Below are 18,217 nucleotides of genomic sequence, written 5' to 3'. Positions count from 1 at the left end.
CGAAGGCCAGTCGCTACAGACTAGCCCCCGCCACTCAAAATCGCACCACACCTTGATGATTTTCATACTCGGCAGGCCAGGTGCCGTTGCTAGTATCCAGACACCGCCAAGAACAATAAGGAAAACGCCATGACGTACTTCCCCGGTGTCGAGAAGGTTCGCTTCGAAGGCCCCGACAGCGATGCTCCCCTCGCCTTTCGCCATTACGACGCCAACAAGCTGATTCTCGGCAAGCCCATGCGCGAGCACCTGCGCATGGCGGCCTGTTATTGGCACACCTTCGTGTGGCCGGGGGCCGACATGTTTGGCGTGGGCACCTTCAAGCGCCCGTGGCAGCGCAGCGCAGACCCGATGGAACTGGCCATCGGCAAGGCGCAGGCGGCGTTTGAGTTTTTCTCCAAGCTGGGCATCGACTACTACAGCTTTCACGACACCGACGTGGCGCCGGAAGGCAGCTCGCTGAAGGAGTACCGCAACCACTTCGCGCAGATGGTCGATCAGCTCGAGCGCCATCAGGAAGAGACTGGCATCCGCCTGCTGTGGGGCACCGCCAACTGCTTCAGCAACCCACGGTTTGCCGCCGGCGCCGCCAGCAACCCCGACCCGCAAGTGTTTGCCTACGCCGCCGCGCAGGTGTTCAGTGCGATGAACGCCACGCTGCGGCTCAAGGGCTCCAACTATGTGCTGTGGGGTGGCCGCGAGGGCTATGAAACCCTGCTCAACACCGACCTCAAACGCGAGCGCGAGCAACTCGGGCGCTTTATGCGCATGGTGGTGGAGCACAAGCACAAGATCGGCTTCAAGGGCGACCTGCTGATCGAGCCCAAGCCTCAGGAGCCGACCAAGCACCAGTACGATTACGACAGCGCCACAGTGTTCGGCTTCCTGCATGAATACGGCCTGGAACACGAGATCAAGGTCAACATCGAGGCCAACCACGCGACCCTGGCCGGGCACAGCTTTCATCATGAGATTGCCACCGCAGTGTCGCTGGGCATCTTCGGTAGCATCGACGCCAATCGCGGCGATCCGCAGAACGGCTGGGACACCGACCAGTTCCCCAACAGCGTCGAGGAGATGACACTCGCCACTTATGAAATCCTCAAGGCCGGGGGCTTCAAGAATGGCGGCTACAACTTCGACTCCAAGGTGCGCCGGCAGAGCCTGGACGACGTCGACCTGTTCCACGGCCACGTCGCGGCGATGGATGTGCTCGCCCTGGCACTGGAGCGTGCAGCGGCGATGGTGCAGAACGACCGCTTGCAGCAGTTCAAGGACCAGCGCTATGCCGGTTGGCAGCAGCCGCTGGGCAAAGCCGTACTGGCGGGCGAATTCAGCCTGGCGTCGCTGGCCGAGCATGCCTTTGAGCACGAACTGAACCCCCAGGCAGTGAGCGGCCGGCAGGAGATGCTGGAGGGGGTGGTCAACCGGTTTATCTATCCCTGATGGCGAGCGGATTTCCTTTGGCTGGCGGACTCTTTGTGGTGAGCAGCCTCATTGTGGAAAGTGGGGTCTTTGTGGCAAGTGGGCTTTTTGTGATGAGCAGCCTCTTTGTGGCAAGTGGGCTCTTTGTGGTGAGCGGGCTTGCCCCGCGTTGGGCTGCGAAGCGGCCCCAAGACCCGGCACCTCGGTGTGCCAGGTTGAACCCGATCGCTTGCAATAGGGGCTGCTTCGCAGCCCAACGCGGGGCAAGCCCGCTCGCCACAACAAGCCTGCTAGCCACAATAAGCTTGCTAGCCTCAATAAGCCTGCTAGCCACAATGAGGCTGCTCAACCCAAAGAACCCACTTGCCACAAAGAGGCTGCTCGCCACAAATACAGTGTTCGCCTAGAGTCTTCGCACAGTGTCTTTCCAACAACAATAAAAGGACGCACCACCATGAAAGCATTCAAACGCACGCTGCTCGCCACTGCCCTGGCCTTGCTCGCCCTGCCGGTGATGGCTGACCCTGCGCACCCGAAGATCGGTTTCTCCATCGACGACCTGCGCCTGGAACGCTGGTCGCGAGATCGAGATTACTTCGTCGCGGCGGCAGAAAAACTCGATGCCAAGGTCTTCGTGCAGTCCGCCGATGCCAACGAGCAGAAGCAGATTTCCCAGATCGAAAACCTGATCTCGCGCGGCGTCGACGTGATCGTGATCGTGCCGTTCAACGCCACCGTGCTCACCAACGCCGTCGCCGAAGCCAAGAAGGCCGGGATCAAGGTGGTGTCGTATGACCGCCTGATCCTCAACGCCGATATCGACGCCTACATCTCCTTCGATAACGAAAAAGTCGGCGAGATGCAGGCCAACGGTGTGCTGCAAGCGGCGCCCAAGGGCAACTACTTCCTGCTCGGCGGCGCGCCCACCGACAACAACGCCAAAGTGCTGCGCGAAGGCCAGATGAAAGTGCTGCAGCCGGCCATCGACAAGGGCGATATCAAGATTGTCGGCCAGCAGTGGGTCAAGGAGTGGAACCCTACCGAAGCCCTGGGCATCGTCGAAAACGCCCTGACCCGGAACAACAACAAGATCGACGCCATCGTCGCCTCCAACGACGCCACCGCCGGCGGTGCGATCCAGGCGCTGGCAGCGCAGAAGCTCGCAGGCAAGGTGCCGATCTCCGGCCAGGACGCCGACCTCGCCGCCGTCAAGCGTGTGATCGACGGCACCCAGACCATGACCGTGTACAAACCACTCAAGTTGATCGCCACCGAAGCCGCCAAGCTGTCGGTGCAACTGGCGCGCAATGAGAAGCCGTCCTATAGCTCGCAGTACGACAACGGCAGCAAGCAGGTCGACACCATCCTGCTGACCCCGACACCGCTGACCAAGGCCAATATCGACCTGCTGGAGAAGGACGGTTTCTATACCAAAGAGCAGATTGGCGGGCTGTGACCGCCATGGCTGACTACCTGCTGCAAATGAACGGCATCGTCAAAAGCTTTGGCGGTGTCAACGCGCTCAACGGCATCGATATCAAGGTGCGGCCGGGGGAATGTGTCGGCCTGTGCGGTGAGAACGGCGCCGGCAAATCCACCTTGATGAAGGTGCTGTCGGCGGTCTATCCGTATGGCACCTGGGAGGGCGAAATTCTCTGGGACGGACAGCCGCTCAAGGCCCAGTCCATCAGTGAAACCGAGGCCGCCGGCATCGTCATCATTCACCAGGAGCTGACGCTGGTGCCCGACCTGTCGGTGGCCGAGAACATCTTCATGGGCCACGAACTGACGCTGCCTGGCGGGCGCATGAACTATCCGGCGATGATCCATCGCGCCGAACAGTTGATGCGCGAGCTCAAGGTCCCGGACATGAACGTGGCGCTGCCGGTGTCGCAGTACGGCGGCGGTTACCAGCAACTGGTGGAAATCGCCAAGGCCCTGAACAAGCAGGCGCGCCTGCTGATTCTCGACGAGCCCTCCTCGGCCCTGACCCGCTCGGAAATCGAGGTGCTGCTCGACATCATCCGTGACCTCAAGGCCAAGGGCGTGGCCTGCGTGTACATCTCGCACAAGCTCGATGAAGTGGCGGCGGTGTGCGACACCGTCTCGGTGATCCGCGACGGCAAGCACATCGCGACCACGGCCATGGCCGACATGGATATCCCTCAGATCATCACGCAGATGGTCGGGCGGGAAATGAGCAACCTCTACCCCACCCAACCCCACGACATCGGCGAGGTGGTTTTCGAGGCGCGCAATGTCACCTGTTACGACGTCGACAACCCCAGGCGCAAACGCGTCGACGATATTTCATTCAGCCTCAGGCGCGGGGAAATCCTCGGCATTGCCGGGCTGGTCGGTGCCGGGCGCACGGAACTAGTGTCGGCACTGTTCGGTGCCTACCCCGGCCGCTACAGCGGCGAGGTGTGGCTGGACGGCCAGTTGATCGACACCCGCACGCCGCTCAAATCCATCCGCGCCGGGCTGTGCATGGTGCCCGAGGACCGCAAGCGCCAAGGCATCATTCCGGACCTGGGCGTCGGCCAGAACATCACCCTGGCCGTACTCGACACCTACGCGCACATGACCCGCATCGACGCCGAGGCCGAACTGGGCAGCATCGATCAGCAAATCACACGCATGCACCTGAAGACGTCCAGCCCGTTTTTGCCGATCACCAGCCTGTCCGGCGGCAATCAGCAAAAAGCCGTGCTGGCGAAAATGCTGATGACCCAGCCCAAGGTGCTGATCCTCGACGAGCCCACGCGCGGTGTGGATGTGGGCGCCAAGTACGAGATCTACAAGCTGATGGGCGCGCTGGCGGCCGAAGGAGTGTCGATCATCATGGTCTCCTCGGAGCTGGCCGAAGTGCTCGGCGTGTCCAACCGCGTGCTGGTGATCGGCGACGGCCAGTTGCGCGGCGATTTCATCAACCAGGGGCTCACCCAGGAACAGGTGCTCGCCGCGGCGCTCAGCCAACACAATAATAACGATCGGAAAACCGCGTAGATGAATCAGGTCAAACAGCTGTTTACCCGCTACAAAATGCTCGCACTGGTGATCGCCGTGGCATTCATCTGGCTGTTTTTCACCTGGCAGACCGAGGGCGGTTTCCTCACCCCGCGCAACCTCTCCAACCTGCTGCGCCAGATGGCGATCACCGGGATCCTGGCCTGCGGCATGGTGCTGGTGATCATCAGCGGCGAGATCGACTTGTCGGTGGGTTCGCTGCTGGGATTACTGGGCGGGCTCGCGGCGATCCTGGACGTGGTCTATCACGTGCCGTTGCTGGCCAACCTCAGCCTGGTGGCGCTGTGCGGGTTGATGATCGGATTGGCCAACGGCTACATGACCGCTTACCTGCGCATCCCCTCGTTTATCGTCGGCCTGGGGGGCATGCTGGCGTTTCGCGGGATTCTGCTGGGAATCACCGGCGGCACCACCATCGCGCCGGTGTCGCCGTCGCTGGTGTATATCGGCCAGGGTTACCTGCCGCACGCGGTGGGCGTGGGGCTCGGCGTGTTGCTGTTTGCGCTGACGCTGTTCCTCACCTGGAAACAACGGCGCAACCGCGCACTGCATGGCCTGGCGGCGCACTCGCGGGTGCGCGACGTGCTGCGGGTAGTGCTGATCGGCGCGGTGCTCGCCGGGTTCGTCACCACCCTCAACAGCTACGACGGCATCCCGGTGCCGGTGCTGTTGCTGCTGGTGCTGCTCGGCGTGTTCAGCTATGTCACCAGCCAGACCGTGTTCGGCCGCCGCGTGTATGCAGTGGGCAGCAATATGGAAGCCACGCGCCTGTCGGGCATCAACGTGCAGGCGGTCAAACTGTGGATCTTCGGCATCATGGGCGTGATGTGCGCCTTCGCCGGCCTGGTCAACACGGCCCGCCTCGCCGCCGGCTCACCCTCGGCAGGCAGCATGGGCGAACTGGATGCCATTGCTGCGTGCTTTATCGGCGGCACCTCCATGCGCGGCGGCTCGGGCACGGTGTATGGCGCGTTGCTCGGGGCGTTGGTGATTACCAGCCTGGATAACGGCATGTCGATGCTGGACGTGGACAGTTACTGGCAGATGATTGTGAAAGGCAGCATTCTGGTGCTGGCGGTGTGGGTGGATGTGAGTACACGGGCGGGGCGGCGCTGAACGCAAGCAAACATGTGCGAGCGGGCTTGCCTGCGATAGCGGTCTATCAGTGACAAATGTCCTGACTGACCCTGCGCTATCGCGGGCAAGCCCGCTCCCACAAGGGGCCCTGCGATGTTCTAACCGTCGTTACTTGGAGACGGGCATCGCAAACTCCGCGCCCTGCTCGATGCTTTCCGACCAGCGCTGCATGATCGACTTCTGCTTGGTGTAGAAGCGCACACCTTCAGTGCCATAGGCATGCATGTCGCCAAACAAGCTCTTCTTCCAGCCACCAAAGCCGTGCCAGGCCATCGGCACCGGGATCGGTACGTTGATGCCGACCATGCCCACTTCGATGCGCCGCGCGAACTCGCGGGCTATGTTGCCGTCGCGGGTGAAGCAGCTCACGCCGTTGCCGAACTCGTGGTCGTTGACCAGCTTGATCGCCTCGCCGAAGTCACTCACGCGCACGCAGGCCAGCACCGGGCCGAAGATTTCTTCGCGGTAGATGCTCATCTCTTTGGTCACGTGATCGAACAGGGTCGCGCCGAGCCAGAAGCCGTTTTCCAACCCCGCTTCGGTCGGTACATAGTCACGGCCGTCGAGCAGCAGTTGCGCGCCAGCCTTCACACCTTGTTCGATGTAGCCGCTGATGCGCTCAAGGGCGGCACGCGACACGATCGGGCCCATTTCGGCCTTGAGGTCGCGGCCATCGGTGATGCGCAGTTGCTTGGCGCGTTCGGTCAGGGCAGCGATGACTTTGTCACCGACATCGCCGACCAGCACCGCCACCGAAATCGCCATGCAGCGCTCGCCAGCACTGCCGTAGGCGGCGCCCATCAGCGCGTCGACGGTTTTCTCGATGTCCGCGTCGGGCATCACCACCATGTGGTTTTTCGCACCGCCCAGGCCTTGCACGCGCTTGCCGTTGCGCGCGCCGGTTTCATAGATGTACTGCGCAATCGGTGTCGATCCGACAAAGCTCACAGCCTTGACGTCCGGGTGTTCGATCAGCGCGTCCACCGATTCCTTGTCGCCCTGCACCACGTTGAATACGCCCTTCGGCAAGCCGGCTTCATGCAGCAGCTCGGCCATGAACAACGAAGCGCTCGGGTCGGTCGGGCTCGGCTTGAGGATGAACGTGTTGCCCGCCGCGATGGCGATCGGGTACATCCACATCGGTACCATCACCGGGAAGTTGAATGGCGTGATGCCGGCCACCACGCCCAGCGGCTGGCGCAGGGTCCAGTTGTCCATGCCCCGCGAGACCTGGTCGGAATGTTCGCCCTTGAGCAGGTTCGGGATGCCGCAGGCGAATTCAAGAATATCGATGCCCCGGTCGACTTCGCCCTGGGCGTCGGTGAAGACCTTGCCGTGTTCGGCGACGATGATGCGCGCCAGGTCGTCCTTGCGCTCACGCAGCAGGTGCAGGTATTCGAACAGTACGCGGGCGCGGCGGATTGGCGGGGTGTCGGCCCAACCGGCGAAGGCGGCCTGGGCAGCGGCGACGGCTTCGGACACGGTCTGGCGGCTGGCCAGGGCGACGCGAGCGGTGACTTCGCCGGTGGCCGGGTTGTAGACGTCCTGATACCGGTCATCGCGGCTCACGCGCTGGTCGTTGATGTAGTGCTCGATTGTTGTAGTCATGGCAATAGATCCCAGGTGGGTGGCGTTGGGACACACGATAGGCTTTCGGTTTGTTCCAAACCAGAGCAGAATCCAGAACTGATTGTCCTTATAAGCGAACAATAAGCGCATGGAAAAATCCGAGATCGAAGGCCTGTGGACCCACATCCACTGGCTGTCAGTGCTGGAAGAACACGGCACCTACACCGCTGCAGCGGCACGGTTGGGGGTGAGCAAATCTGCAGTCAGCCAGCGCATCAGCGACCTGGAAAAAGCCACCGGTACCCGGCTGGTGACGCGCACCACGCGCAGTGTGCGCCTCACCGATGCCGGGTTGTCGCTGACCCGCGAGGTGCGCGGTGCCTACGAACAGATCGCGCGCAGTTTTTCCTCGGTACGCGACTCGGCCGGGGAGATTCGCGGGCTGGTGCGCCTCACCGCCCCGGTGGCGTTCGCGCGCCAGCAACTGGTGCCGCACTTGTCCGAATTCCTCCAGCGGTATCCGCAGGTGCGCCTCCAGCTGGATGTGTCGGACGCCTTGAGCTCGCTGGCCGCCGAAGGCTACGACCTGGCGGTGCGCCACGGTTTCCAGGTGCCCGAAACCCACGTGGCCTGGAAGCTCTGCGACACCGGCTCGGTGCTGGTCGCCAGTCGCGATTACCTGCAACGCCATGGCGAGCCGCGCGAACCCGGCGACCTCAGCGCGCACAACTGCCTGTTCTACCCACGCGGCAGCGACCAGCCCGCCTGGACCTTCGAACGCGGCAGCAAACACCTTGAGCGCGTCACCGTACCGATCGCCGGCAGCTTCGCCACCAACAACAGCGAAGCGTTAAGGGATGCGGCCCTCAACCACCTGGGCATCGCCCTTCTCCCGGATTTCAGCGCCCATGCCGCGCTGGCCAGCGGCAAGCTGGTGCAAGTGCTCAAGGACTGGACACTCAAGGGCGCATTTGCCGATGAGATTTACCTGATACGGCCCTATTCGCCCCACGTGCCGAAGTCGGTGAGTGCCCTGGTCGGCTTTTTGAAAGAACGGTTGTCGGGCGGGTTCCGATTCAAGGGCTGAGGTTTGCCTCTTGCCCAACAGAACAAAAAGTCCATAATGGACAAATAAGTTCAATAATCGGAGCGCCCATGTCCAGCACACCTCACGTGATCAACCACGCCCAGGCCCGCGAGTTACTTGCTCAGGTGGATGTACTGCAGATCCTGCGTGCGCTGTTTCGCGACCTCGCCGCCGGGCACGCGGTGCAACCGGCGCAACAGCTGGTGGAATTTCCCCACGGCGGCGGTGACTTTATCAACTACCTGGGGGTGCTGGCGCAGGACGGCGTGTATGGGGTCAAGACCTCACCCTACATCGTGCGCGAACAAGGGCCGCTGGTGACCGCCTGGACGCTGCTGATGTCGATGCAAACCGGCCAGCCGTTGTTGCTGTGCGATGCCGCCGAGCTGACCACCGCGCGCACGGCCGCGACCACGGCGCTGGCGGTGGATGCACTGGCGCCGCCGCAGGCAAAGCGCCTGGCGATCATCGGCAGCGGCAAGGTCGCGCAGGCGCATCTGCAGTATGTGAAAGGCCTGCGGGACTGGCAGAGCATCAACCTGTTTTCGCCGAGCCTGGCCGGGAAAAATTCCCAGCTCGAAAGCCTGGACCCGCGGTTGAAGATCGCCTCAACCTGCGATGCCGCATTGGAGGACGCCGACGTGATCCTGCTGTGCACCTCCTCGGCCGGGCCGGTGATCGACCCGGCGCGCCTGAGCAAGCCGGCGTTGATCACCTCCATCAGCACCAATGCCCCGCGCGCCCATGAAGTGCCGCCGCAAAGCCTCAACGACATGCAGGTGTTCTGCGACTATCGCCGTACCACCCCAGGCTCGGCCGGCGAAATGCTGATTGCCGCCGAGCAGCACGGCTGGGACATCGGTTCGGTGGTCGGCGACCTGCCAGAGTTGCTTAGCGAGCAGGTGCCGCGCCCATCCTACGACCGTCACGTATTCTTCCGCTCTATCGGCCTGGGCCTGGAAGACATCGCACTGGCTAATGCCCTTTGGAGACAGCTATGAGCCACGCAGACTTCATCATCATCGGCGGCGGCATTGCCGGCGCCTCCACCGGTTTCTGGCTGTCGCCGCACGGCAAGGTGATTGTGCTGGAGCGTGAATCCCACCCGGCCTACCACTCCACCGGACGCTCGGCGGCGCTGTATACCGCCGCCTATGGCACCCCGCAGGTGCGCGCGCTGACCCTTGCCAGCCGTGAGTTTTTCGACCACCCACCCAGCGGTTTCTGCGAGCACCCACTGCTGACGCCGCGCGGTGAAATGACCGTGGACTTCATCGGCGACCCGGATGAATTGAACGCGCAGTACTTGAGCGCCAAGGCCACCGTGCCGCAGGTGGAGCAACTGAGCGCCGACCTGGCCTGTGCGATGCTGCCGATCCTGCGCCGCGAAAAAGTCCACGGTGCGATTTATGACCCCACCGCCAGCGACATCGACACCGACGCCCTGCACCAGGGTTACTTGCGCGGGATCCGCCGCAATCAGGGCGAAGTGCGCACTGACAGCCACGTCCTCGGTTTGAGCCGTGACAGCGCCGGCCTCTGGCATGTGAATACCCAGGACGCCACCTTCACCGCGCCGATCATCATCAATGCCGCCGGCGCCTGGGCCGATCATATCGGCGGGCTGGCCGGCGCCGCCGCCATTGGCCTGCAACCCAAGCGGCGCTCGGCGTTTATCTTCGCCGGCCCCGAAGGCCAGGACACCCACGCCTGGCCGATGCTGGTGGCCCTTGACGAAGCCTTCTACATGAAGCCCGACGCGGGCATGTTCCTCGGCTCCCCCGCCAACGCCGACCCCGTCGAGGCGCAGGATATCCAGCCCGAAGAGTTGGACATCGCCATGGGCATCTACCAGATCGAAGAAGCCACCACCTTGACCATCCGCCGCCCGACCCGTACCTGGGCCGGACTGCGCAGCTTTGTCCACGATGGGGATCTGCTGGCGGGCTTCGACTCGCAGGTGCCGGGGCTGTTCTGGGTCGCGGCGCAAGGCGGCTATGGCATCCAGACCTCCCCCGCCATGGGCCAGGCCAGTGCCGCACTGGTGCGCGGTGCGCCGCTGCCGGAGCAACTGACGCGGTTCGGCCTGGACGCTGGTATGCTCTCCCCCGCCCGCCTGGAGCCGCATTGATGAACACCGCCGAACACGACAAGGTCATGCAGAACTTCCGCGCGATTGCCGACGCAATCGCCACGCTGTTCTTTCCCCACGCTGAAGTGGTGCTGCATGACTTGCGCACGCAAAAAGTCGATTACATTGCCAACAACCTGTCCAAGCGTGGCATCGGTGATGAGTCGGCGCTGGAGGACATGCTCAGCGATGACGTCAGCGAGGTGAATATCGGCCCCTATGAAAAACTCAATTGGGATGGCCAGAAGATTCGCAGCCTGAGCACCGTGCTGCATGACCATAACGGCCGCCGCCTGGCCGTGCTGTGCATCAACCTGAATATCTCGCTGTTCGAGAATGCCAAGGCGGCGCTGGATCTGTTCCTGTCGCCGAGCAAGTTGATCCCGCAACCGGATTCACTCTTTCGTGATGACTGGCAGGAGCGCATCAACACCTTCTTGCACGCCTGGATGCGTGAACGCCAATTGAGCCTGAACCTGCTGACCCGTGACCACAAGCGTGAGCTGGTGCTGGCGCTGCATGCCGAAGGCGCGTTCAAGGGCAAGAGCGCCTCCAACTATGTGGCCAATGTGCTGGGCATGGGGCGGGCGACGGTCTACAAGCACTTGAAGGAATTGAAGGGCTGAAAGCAGCTTTTGTGCAGGGCCCGGCTGGCGGGCGATAGGGCCCTTGCGGTCGCCATCGCCGGCAAGCCGGGCTGCTGCAAGGGTCAATCGCCGTAGATATCAGACTTGAAGTACTGCTGCGAAATCTTCTGGTACTCGCCACTCGCGCGGATGCCATCGATGGCGCTGTTGAGTTGGCTGACCAACTCGGTATTGCCCTTGCGCACCGCGATCCCCGCACCCTCGCCCACGTATTTCGGGTCCTTGAGTTCCGGGCCGACAAACGCATACCCCTTGCCGCGTGGCATCGACAGGAAATCGCTCAGGGGAATGGTGTCGGCGAAGATCGCGTCCAGTCGCCCGGCCGCCAGGTCCATGTAAATCTCTTCGTTATTGCTGTAGCGCTTGACGGTGATGCCCTTGGGCTCGAACACCTCGGTGGCGTAGCGGTCGGTGGTCGTGGCGCGTTGCACGCCGACCGTCTTGCCCTTGAGGCTGGCGTACTGATCATCCACCACCGCGCCATCCTTCATCACCAGGCGCGACGAAGTGAAGTAGTACTTGTGGGTGAAATCCACCGACTTCTTGCGGTCTTCATTGATGGTCATGGACGACAGGGCCATGTCGATTTTCTTCACCTTGAGGGAAGGAATCAGACCGTCGAACTCACCTTCGACCCATACGCACTTGACCTTCATCTGCGCGCACAAAGCGTTGCCGATGTCGTAGTCGAAGCCAACGATCTTGCCTTCCTCGGTCTTGGACGCAAACGGCGGGTAAGCGGCCTCGATGCCGATGCGCAGGGTTTTCTCGGCAGCCAGCAAGTGGCTGGAGGCGATCAGGCCAAGGGCCAGGACGGGAATGACGAAGCGTTTCTTCATGGTTGTGTCTCGCAAGTTGTTGTTGGTTTAGGCAAGCGTGAAGAAAAAATCAGACGAAAAAGAGCTTTATTTGTACTTATAATTCCATATTGGACTTTTATGTACATACCGTCAAATCACCTCGCCACCCTATGACTTTTTTGCACAACGCACCGGTGTTTTTGAGCGTTCATCTCTAGATTTATGCGTGCCTATACTCGGTTCAGCCTCCCGGAGGAACCGAGGGGCCGCAGCATCACAGCCATGTCCCTACAACAATAATCAAGGACACCGACCATGACCCAGCCCTTCCTGGCCGCTCGGGATTTTCTGCTCGCTCACCGTACCGACTACGCCACCGCCGTGCGCGACTTCCGTTGGCCACACCTGGACGCGTTCAACTGGGCCCTGGACTACTTCGATGCGATGGCAGAAGGCAACGCGGCGGATGCGCTGTGGATCGTCGAAGAGGACGGCAGCGAGCAACGCTATAGCTTCCAGCAACTGGCGGCGCGCTCTAACCAGGTGGCCAACCACCTGCGCGCTCTCGGTGTGCGCCGGGGCGAACGTGTGCTGCTGATGCTCGGCAACGATGTCGCGCTGTGGGAAACCATGCTGGCTGCGTTCAAGCTGGGTGCCGTGGTCATCCCCGCCACTGCCCTGCTCAACCCCGATGACCTGAGTGACCGTATCGAGCGCGGCCAGGTGCGCCACCTGGTGGTCGGTGAAGCGCATGTCGGCAAGTTTGACGGCCTCGGCGCTGGCTGCAGCCGCATCTGCGTGGGCGCCGCCCCCACTGGCTGGGTCGCGCACAGCGCCGCCTTCGAATACCCCGAACAGTTCGAGGCCGAAGGCCGCACCCTGGCCACCGACCCGATGCTGCTGTATTTCACCTCCGGCACCACGTCCAAGCCGAAAATGGTGCTGCACAGCCACCAGAGTTATCCCGTCGGCCACTTGTCGACCATGTACTGGATCGGCCTGCAGCCGGGTGACCTGCACCTCAATATCTCGTCTCCGGGCTGGGCCAAGCATGCCTGGAGCTGCCTGTTCGCGCCATGGAACGCCGGCGCCTGCATCTTTATCCATAACGTCGCGCGTTTCAGCGCGCCGGCCCTGCTCAACACGCTGGAACGTTACCGCGTGAGCAGCCTGTGCGCGCCGCCCACCGTGTGGCGCATGCTGATCCAGGAGGACCTGGCCAGCTACAAAAACCGCCTGAACCTGCGTGAACTGGTGGGCGCCGGTGAGCCGCTGAACCCGGAGATCATCGAGCAGATCCAGCACGCCTGGGGCCTGCCGTTGCGCGACGGCTTCGGCCAGTCGGAAACCACCGCGCTGGTCGGCAACACCCCAGGGCAATTGCTCAAGCCGGGCTCCATGGGCCGGCCGCTGCCGGGCTACCAGGTGGCGCTGCTCGATGCCGACGGCGTGCCGGGCACCGAGGGCGAAGTCGCCCTGCCCCTGGCGATACGTCCGCTGGGCCTGATGCTGTGCTACGAGGACAGCCCGGAAAAAACCGCTGAGGTGATGCGCGACGGCTACTACCGCACCGGCGATACCGCGCAGATCGATGCCGACGGCTACATCACGTTTGTCGGGCGCGCCGACGACGTGTTCAAGGCGTCCGACTACCGCATCAGCCCCTTCGAACTGGAAAGCGCGCTGATCGAGCACCCGGCGGTGATGGAAGTCGCCGTGGTACCCAGCCCGGATCCGCTGCGCCTGGCGGTGCCAAAGGCCTTCCTGATCCTCGCCCACGACGCCCCCGGCAGCGCCGAGTTGGCACAGCACATCCTCGCCTTCGCCCGCGAGCATTTGGCGCCGTACAAGCGCGTGCGGCGCATCGAGTTTGTCAGCGAATTGCCCAAGACCATCTCCGGCAAGATTCGCCGGGTGGAATTGCGCCAGATGGAAGTGCTGCGACGCCAGAGTGAAACGCGGGGTGAGCAGGAGCACTTCGAGGAAGATTTCACGTAAAAAAAAGCCCGGTGGCACGCGCCACCGGGCAAAGCGAAGCGACCAGCCTCAGAATCGTGGTTTGACGGTTTTCCAATCCGGTTGGACGCACCGCCCTCGCGGGCGACTAGTCATACCAGATGAGCCAGATGACTGCGCCGGCAAGCCATATCGTCCCGAGGTTATACGGCCACAACGCCCACCGCTTGAGGGAGAGGGGGATAGATGCCAGTTCGGCCTCGCTCACCTCCCCGCTTTTGATATAGGTTTTGGGCATGCTCAATAATTGGACGATTAAGAGCATGCGATGAAACCTGTCTATGTGCTGGTTTCTGCCCCAAAAGCGCTTGTGATCGCAGACCATCTTGTTCTCGCTGAAGTAGCTCTCCAGCTCTTCAAGCTTTGTGTACTCGACGAATAAGGTGACCCCCGAGCCCACGACGGCTCCTCCAACTGCAAAGATTGCAAAGATGATCTGAAAATCCACGATCAGGCCCCCTCTGGTTGAAAGATCAAATCGCCATCTATCTCCACAATTTTCCCGTCCAGAAACTCACCGCCCGTGCCAAAGACCGTGCCTCGTGCATACCCTCCCGCAGCGCCGCCAATAACGGCCTAAGCCAGCTCATCATTTCCTTTAGCCGCCACGCCCAAAAAATCCTACAGCCGATACGGGCTAACCCTGCGCCAACCCAGGCTCTGCAGCAGGTCATAGTTGCAGATCACCTGGGGTCTAACGAGATTGTCCGGTTCGCGACGAAGACGGACTTGAACATCAGTGGGTTTGCCACAACTACTAGCCATACCAGATGCTCCAGATGATCGCGGAGACAAACCATATCGTCCCGAAAGCGTAAGGCCACAAGACCCAACGCTTGAGAGATAGGGGAACGGCAGCCAGCTCGGCCTCGGTCACTTCCCCGCTTTTGATATGCGATTTGGGCATGCTCAACATATGATTGATCAAGAGCATGCGATGAAACCTGTCAATAGGCTTATTTCTGCCCCAAAAGCGTTTGTGATCGTTAACCACCTTGTTTTCGCTGAAGTAGCTCTCCAACTCTTCGAGCTTTGTGTATTCGACAAATAAAAAGAGCCCCGAGGTAATAAATGCCCCTGCGCATACAAAGATTGCAGAGATGATCTGAAAAACCATGGTCAAACCCCCTCTGGCTGAAAGATCAAATCGCCGTTGATCTCTGCGATTTGCCCGCCCAAAAACGCGCCACCTGCCTTGCCTCCTGCATACCCTCCCGCAGCGCCTCCAATAACAGAGCAAGCCAGCGCACCATTTCCTTTAGCCGCAATGCCCATAAAAATCCTACAGCCGACACGAGCTTACCCTGCGCCACCCCAGCCTCTAGAGCAGGTCATAATTGTTGATCACATGGGATTCAACGAGATTGTCCGGTTCGCGACGAAGATAGGCTTGAACATCAGTGGGGTTACCACGGCTACCAGCCATACCAGATGTTCCAGATAATTGCGGAGGCAAACCATATCGTCCCGACAGCGTAAGGCCACAGGGCCCAACGCTTAAGCGATAGGGGGACGGAAGCAAGTTCGGCCTCGGTCACCTCCCCGCTTTTGATATGTGACTTGGGCATGATCAACAATTGGTTAATCAAGAGCATGCGATGAAACCTGTCAATGTGCTGTTTTCTGCCCCAAAAGCGTTTGTGATCGTTAACCACCTTGTTTTCGCTGAAGTAGCTCTCCAACTCTTCGAGCTTTGTGTATTTGACAAATAAAAAGAGCCCCGAGGAAACAAATGCCCCAGCACATACAAAGATTGCAGAGATGATCTGAAAATCCATGGTCACGTCCTCTCTGGTTGAAAGATCAAATCGCCACCGATCTCTACGTTTTCCCCGCCAAAAAACGCGCAACCAGCGCCACCTGCCTTGCCTCCTGCATACCCTGCCGCAGCGCCGCCAATAACGGCGTAAGCCAGTTCATCGTGTCCTTTAGCCGCCACGCCCAAAAATCCGACAGCCGATACGGGCTAACCCTGCGCCAACCCTGGCTCTGCAGCAGGTCATAGTTGTTGATCACCTGGGGTCCAACGAAATTGTCTGGTTCGCGACGAAGACGGGCCTGAACATCAGTGGGTTTGCCACAGCTACTAGCCATACCAGATGCTCCAGATGATCGCGGAGACAAACCATATCGTCCCGAAAGCGTAAGGCCACAAGACCCAACGCTTGAGAGATAGGGGAACGGCAGCCAGCTCGGCCTCGGTCACTTCCCCGCTTTTGATATGCGATTTGGGCATGCTCAACATATGATTGATCAAGAGCATGCGATGAAACCTGTCAATAGGCTTATTTCTGCCCCAGAAGCGTTTGTGATCGTTAACCACCTTGTTTTCGCTGAAGTAGCTCTCCAACTCTTCGAGTTTTGTGTATTCGACAAATAAAAAGAGCCCCGAGGTAATAAATGCCCCTGCGCATACAAAGATTGCAGAGATGATCTGAAAAATCATGGTCAAGCCCCCTCTGGCTGAAAGATCAAATCGCCGTCGATCTCTGCGATTTGCCCGCCCAAAAACGCACCACCAAGGCCAGCCGCACTCCCCCCCGAATACCCGCCCGCAGCGCCGCCAATAACGGCGCAGGCCAATTCACCGTTCCCTTTAGCCACCACGCCCAAAAAAATCCTACAAGCGTCACGGGCTAATCTTGCACCCAAGTATCCTCCCCCAAGGGCTCCCCCAACACTGGTCACCAACTTCCCCGTCTCCACATACTTCGCCCGCCGACACTGCGCCTCCCGCCCCTCCACACACGCCTCCTTGATCTCCAATCCCGCCACGCCCACATCCAGCGCCAACCCCACATACGTGCCCTTCCCCAACCACTTCGATGTCTGCGCAATCTCGCGGATTCGCTGGGCGTACCCGGCAATTTCCCCCTTATGCAAATAGCTCTTGGTGGAAATCCCCAACACCTTCTTCAACGCCTGATTGCCCCGCAACCCGGTGCCCAGCCGCGCCGCGCCTTGCAGTTGGGTATCCAGCAGGTCAAGCAGCACCTTGCGCTGGCGAAAAAACGCCTCACGCTCCAGGCCGCCCGCCCTTAGGCGTTGATGCAAATGCTCGATCTGCTCCAGGGTATGCGCCACCTCATCCATATGCCGTGCCCACGCCGATGTCGCACTGCCCACGCCCAGCGAGGTATACCCAAGCAGGCTTTGCAGCAAGTCGTAGTCGTTGATCACTTGGGTGCCAGCGGAGTTGTCCAGTTCACGGCGAATGGCCTCGGCATGGCGAACCAACCAGGCTTCTTCCCTTGAGCAGGTCACGCTGTAGGCGTCGGGCACAATCACCAACTGCCCAGGGGCCACCAGCCCACGGCGCAGGTGTCGGTTCAACAGGTCAAAATAGTCGGAACGCTGCTGGCTGATGCCGTGCCCCATCAAACGGGATTTCAAGCCGTGGTAGTCCGTCGTACGCTCGTTGATATAGCCCTGCGCCATGCCCTGCATCCCTGAATGCAACGAAGATGGCGTTGGAATATAAGCAAGCGAATACGCTCAGGACACAAGCCCGGTGGGTCTCAATCACATTTGGGAAGTTGCCTACATACCAGAGAACAAGCGCCTACAAAAACGCCTTTCGCGCCATCTGGCGGGTGGGGGTTAATGGCGTTTGGTCATGGTTTGTAAAGGGCCAGCAAGCCGTGTCTCTTTAAATTGCAGGACGTTTCCTAGACAATCCCTGCCGCCTTGTGCCTGTTGGAATCGATGGCTAGTCTGCGATCCGTCACTGCTAATCAGTGATCGGGTTTAGTCGCCCAGGTTTGGAGCAGGTGCAGGGCCCCATGAAACTTTATGGTGGCTGTGCGCAGGGCGCCCTTGGGCGCGCCGGGTGCTCCAGACCGGTCGACTAACCTGCGTACAGCCGCCACCCTACGTTTAGTCGCGAAGCGTGTCGGCTCCTTGAGCACTCTGGAGCTATACAATGAAAAAAACCGTCCCCGACCCACCCCGCCATTGCGCCAAAGACCGCGCCGCCTTCAACCGCGCCATCGACCATTACCTGCCCACCCAAGGGGTTCAAATCGAAGACCTGAGCTTCGAAGACGCCCTGCTCTACACCGCCAGCTTGCTCGACAGCGCCTGCGCCACTGCCCTCGACTGCAGTGAGCGATTGGAGAGCCCTCAGCGGGCGAAGATTCTGGCGGTTTGGCACTTGCTCGAGATTGCCAAGACCACCGTGGACCGCTCCATCGAGTGCGTGAACCCCACGAAACTGCCTGCCTGAACGATCCACCGCTGCCTGTGGTGAGCGGGCAACCCCGCTCACCACAAAAGCCGATTCGCCACTGGTGTAGCCCGAAAGCAGTGCAATCCTCTCGAATACTTGCCTGATCCTGCGATTTATCGACCATCGGATACCTGGCCCCTTGCGCGG

18 protein-coding genes are annotated in these 18,217 nt (G+C 60.9%); 10 read left to right on the top strand and 8 right to left on the bottom strand.

Going from position 1 to position 18,217, the window contains the following annotated elements; genetic code table 11:
* Positions 1-129: 129 nt before the first annotated feature.
* From xylA to NTD80_RS21895, 4 genes are all read left to right on the top strand, one after another.
* Entirely contained in the window at positions 130-1,446 is a 1,317-nt protein-coding gene (gene xylA, locus NTD80_RS21910) for a xylose isomerase (protein WP_120448154.1), read from the top strand.
* A 433-nt stretch (positions 1,447-1,879) separates the two neighbouring features.
* Complete coding sequence (xylF, locus tag NTD80_RS21905) at positions 1,880-2,881, top strand: D-xylose ABC transporter substrate-binding protein (RefSeq protein WP_065905667.1); 1,002 nt, start codon at positions 1,880-1,882, stop codon at positions 2,879-2,881.
* 5 nt (positions 2,882-2,886) lie between these two features.
* Positions 2,887-4,434, top strand: a complete 1,548-nt coding sequence (gene xylG / locus NTD80_RS21900; RefSeq protein WP_262134995.1) for a D-xylose ABC transporter ATP-binding protein — start codon at positions 2,887-2,889, stop codon at positions 4,432-4,434.
* A complete protein-coding gene (locus NTD80_RS21895; RefSeq protein WP_262134994.1) occupies positions 4,435-5,571 on the top strand; it encodes a sugar ABC transporter permease in 1,137 nt (378 codons plus the stop codon).
* Positions 5,572-5,700: 129 nt separating this feature from the next.
* On the opposite strand, the gene NTD80_RS21890 is transcribed toward NTD80_RS21895, so the two are convergent.
* Positions 5,701-7,200 carry a CoA-acylating methylmalonate-semialdehyde dehydrogenase gene (locus NTD80_RS21890; RefSeq protein ID WP_262134993.1) on the bottom strand — a complete coding sequence of 500 codons (1,500 nt, stop codon included), beginning with the start codon at positions 7,198-7,200 and terminating at the stop codon, positions 5,701-5,703.
* 109 nt (positions 7,201-7,309) lie between these two features.
* Here NTD80_RS21890 and NTD80_RS21885 point away from each other — a divergent pair, with 109 nt between their 5' ends.
* The 4 genes from NTD80_RS21885 (at position 7,310) to NTD80_RS21870 (ending at position 11,005) form a co-directional block, all read left to right on the top strand.
* Positions 7,310-8,248, top strand: a complete 939-nt coding sequence (locus NTD80_RS21885; protein ID WP_065905660.1) for a LysR family transcriptional regulator — start codon at positions 7,310-7,312, stop codon at positions 8,246-8,248.
* A gap of 68 nt (positions 8,249-8,316) precedes the next feature.
* Positions 8,317-9,249 carry an ornithine cyclodeaminase family protein gene (locus NTD80_RS21880; protein WP_262134992.1) on the top strand — a complete coding sequence of 311 codons (933 nt, stop codon included), beginning with the start codon at positions 8,317-8,319 and terminating at the stop codon, positions 9,247-9,249.
* Complete coding sequence (locus tag NTD80_RS21875) at positions 9,246-10,379, top strand: NAD(P)/FAD-dependent oxidoreductase (RefSeq protein WP_065905658.1); 1,134 nt, start codon at positions 9,246-9,248, stop codon at positions 10,377-10,379. Before NTD80_RS21880 ends, NTD80_RS21875 begins: the two co-directional genes overlap by 4 nt.
* Positions 10,379-11,005 (top strand): transcriptional regulator, encoded by a 627-nt coding sequence (locus NTD80_RS21870; RefSeq protein ID WP_065905656.1) that lies wholly within the window; start codon positions 10,379-10,381, stop codon positions 11,003-11,005. The genes NTD80_RS21875 and NTD80_RS21870 overlap by 1 nt, the downstream gene beginning before the upstream one ends.
* A gap of 83 nt (positions 11,006-11,088) precedes the next feature.
* Here the strand turns inward: NTD80_RS21870 and NTD80_RS21865 are convergent, their stop codons facing one another.
* Complete coding sequence (locus NTD80_RS21865) at positions 11,089-11,865, bottom strand: ABC transporter substrate-binding protein (RefSeq protein WP_120448148.1); 777 nt, start codon at positions 11,863-11,865, stop codon at positions 11,089-11,091.
* A gap of 276 nt (positions 11,866-12,141) precedes the next feature.
* Between NTD80_RS21865 and NTD80_RS21860 the strand changes: the two genes are divergently transcribed.
* On the top strand, positions 12,142-13,824 hold the full coding sequence (locus NTD80_RS21860; protein WP_262134991.1) for an AMP-binding protein: 1,683 nt from the start codon (positions 12,142-12,144) through the stop codon (positions 13,822-13,824).
* A 106-nt stretch (positions 13,825-13,930) separates the two neighbouring features.
* Here NTD80_RS21860 and NTD80_RS21855 read toward each other — a convergent pair whose 3' ends face one another.
* The 6 genes from NTD80_RS21855 to NTD80_RS21825 form a co-directional block, all read right to left on the bottom strand.
* Positions 13,931-14,290 (bottom strand): hypothetical protein, encoded by a 360-nt coding sequence (locus tag NTD80_RS21855; RefSeq protein WP_213552315.1) that lies wholly within the window; start codon positions 14,288-14,290, stop codon positions 13,931-13,933.
* A gap of 309 nt (positions 14,291-14,599) precedes the next feature.
* Entirely contained in the window at positions 14,600-14,959 is a 360-nt protein-coding gene (locus tag NTD80_RS21850; protein WP_262134990.1) for a hypothetical protein, read from the bottom strand.
* Positions 14,960-15,257: 298 nt separating this feature from the next.
* A complete protein-coding gene (locus NTD80_RS21840; protein WP_262134989.1) occupies positions 15,258-15,620 on the bottom strand; it encodes a hypothetical protein in 363 nt (120 codons plus the stop codon).
* Between the two features lie 43 nt (positions 15,621-15,663).
* Complete coding sequence (locus tag NTD80_RS21835) at positions 15,664-15,858, bottom strand: hypothetical protein (RefSeq protein WP_262134988.1); 195 nt, start codon at positions 15,856-15,858, stop codon at positions 15,664-15,666.
* 70 nt (positions 15,859-15,928) lie between these two features.
* A complete protein-coding gene (locus NTD80_RS21830; protein WP_262134987.1) occupies positions 15,929-16,288 on the bottom strand; it encodes a hypothetical protein in 360 nt (119 codons plus the stop codon).
* 2 nt (positions 16,289-16,290) lie between these two features.
* Positions 16,291-17,280 (bottom strand): hypothetical protein, encoded by a 990-nt coding sequence (locus NTD80_RS21825; protein WP_262134986.1) that lies wholly within the window; start codon positions 17,278-17,280, stop codon positions 16,291-16,293.
* 484 nt (positions 17,281-17,764) lie between these two features.
* Between NTD80_RS21825 and NTD80_RS21820 the strand changes: the two genes are divergently transcribed.
* Entirely contained in the window at positions 17,765-18,067 is a 303-nt protein-coding gene (locus tag NTD80_RS21820) for a DUF6124 family protein (protein WP_262134985.1), read from the top strand.
* Positions 18,068-18,217: the final 150 nt, after the last annotated feature.

This window comes from Pseudomonas sp. 13B_2.1_Bac1 (assembly GCF_025466155.1).
Taxonomy (GTDB): domain Bacteria; phylum Pseudomonadota; class Gammaproteobacteria; order Pseudomonadales; family Pseudomonadaceae; genus Aquipseudomonas; species Aquipseudomonas aylmerensis.
The sequence above is the reverse complement of the archived record's forward strand: the minus strand, read 5'-3'. Positions and strand labels throughout refer to the sequence as shown.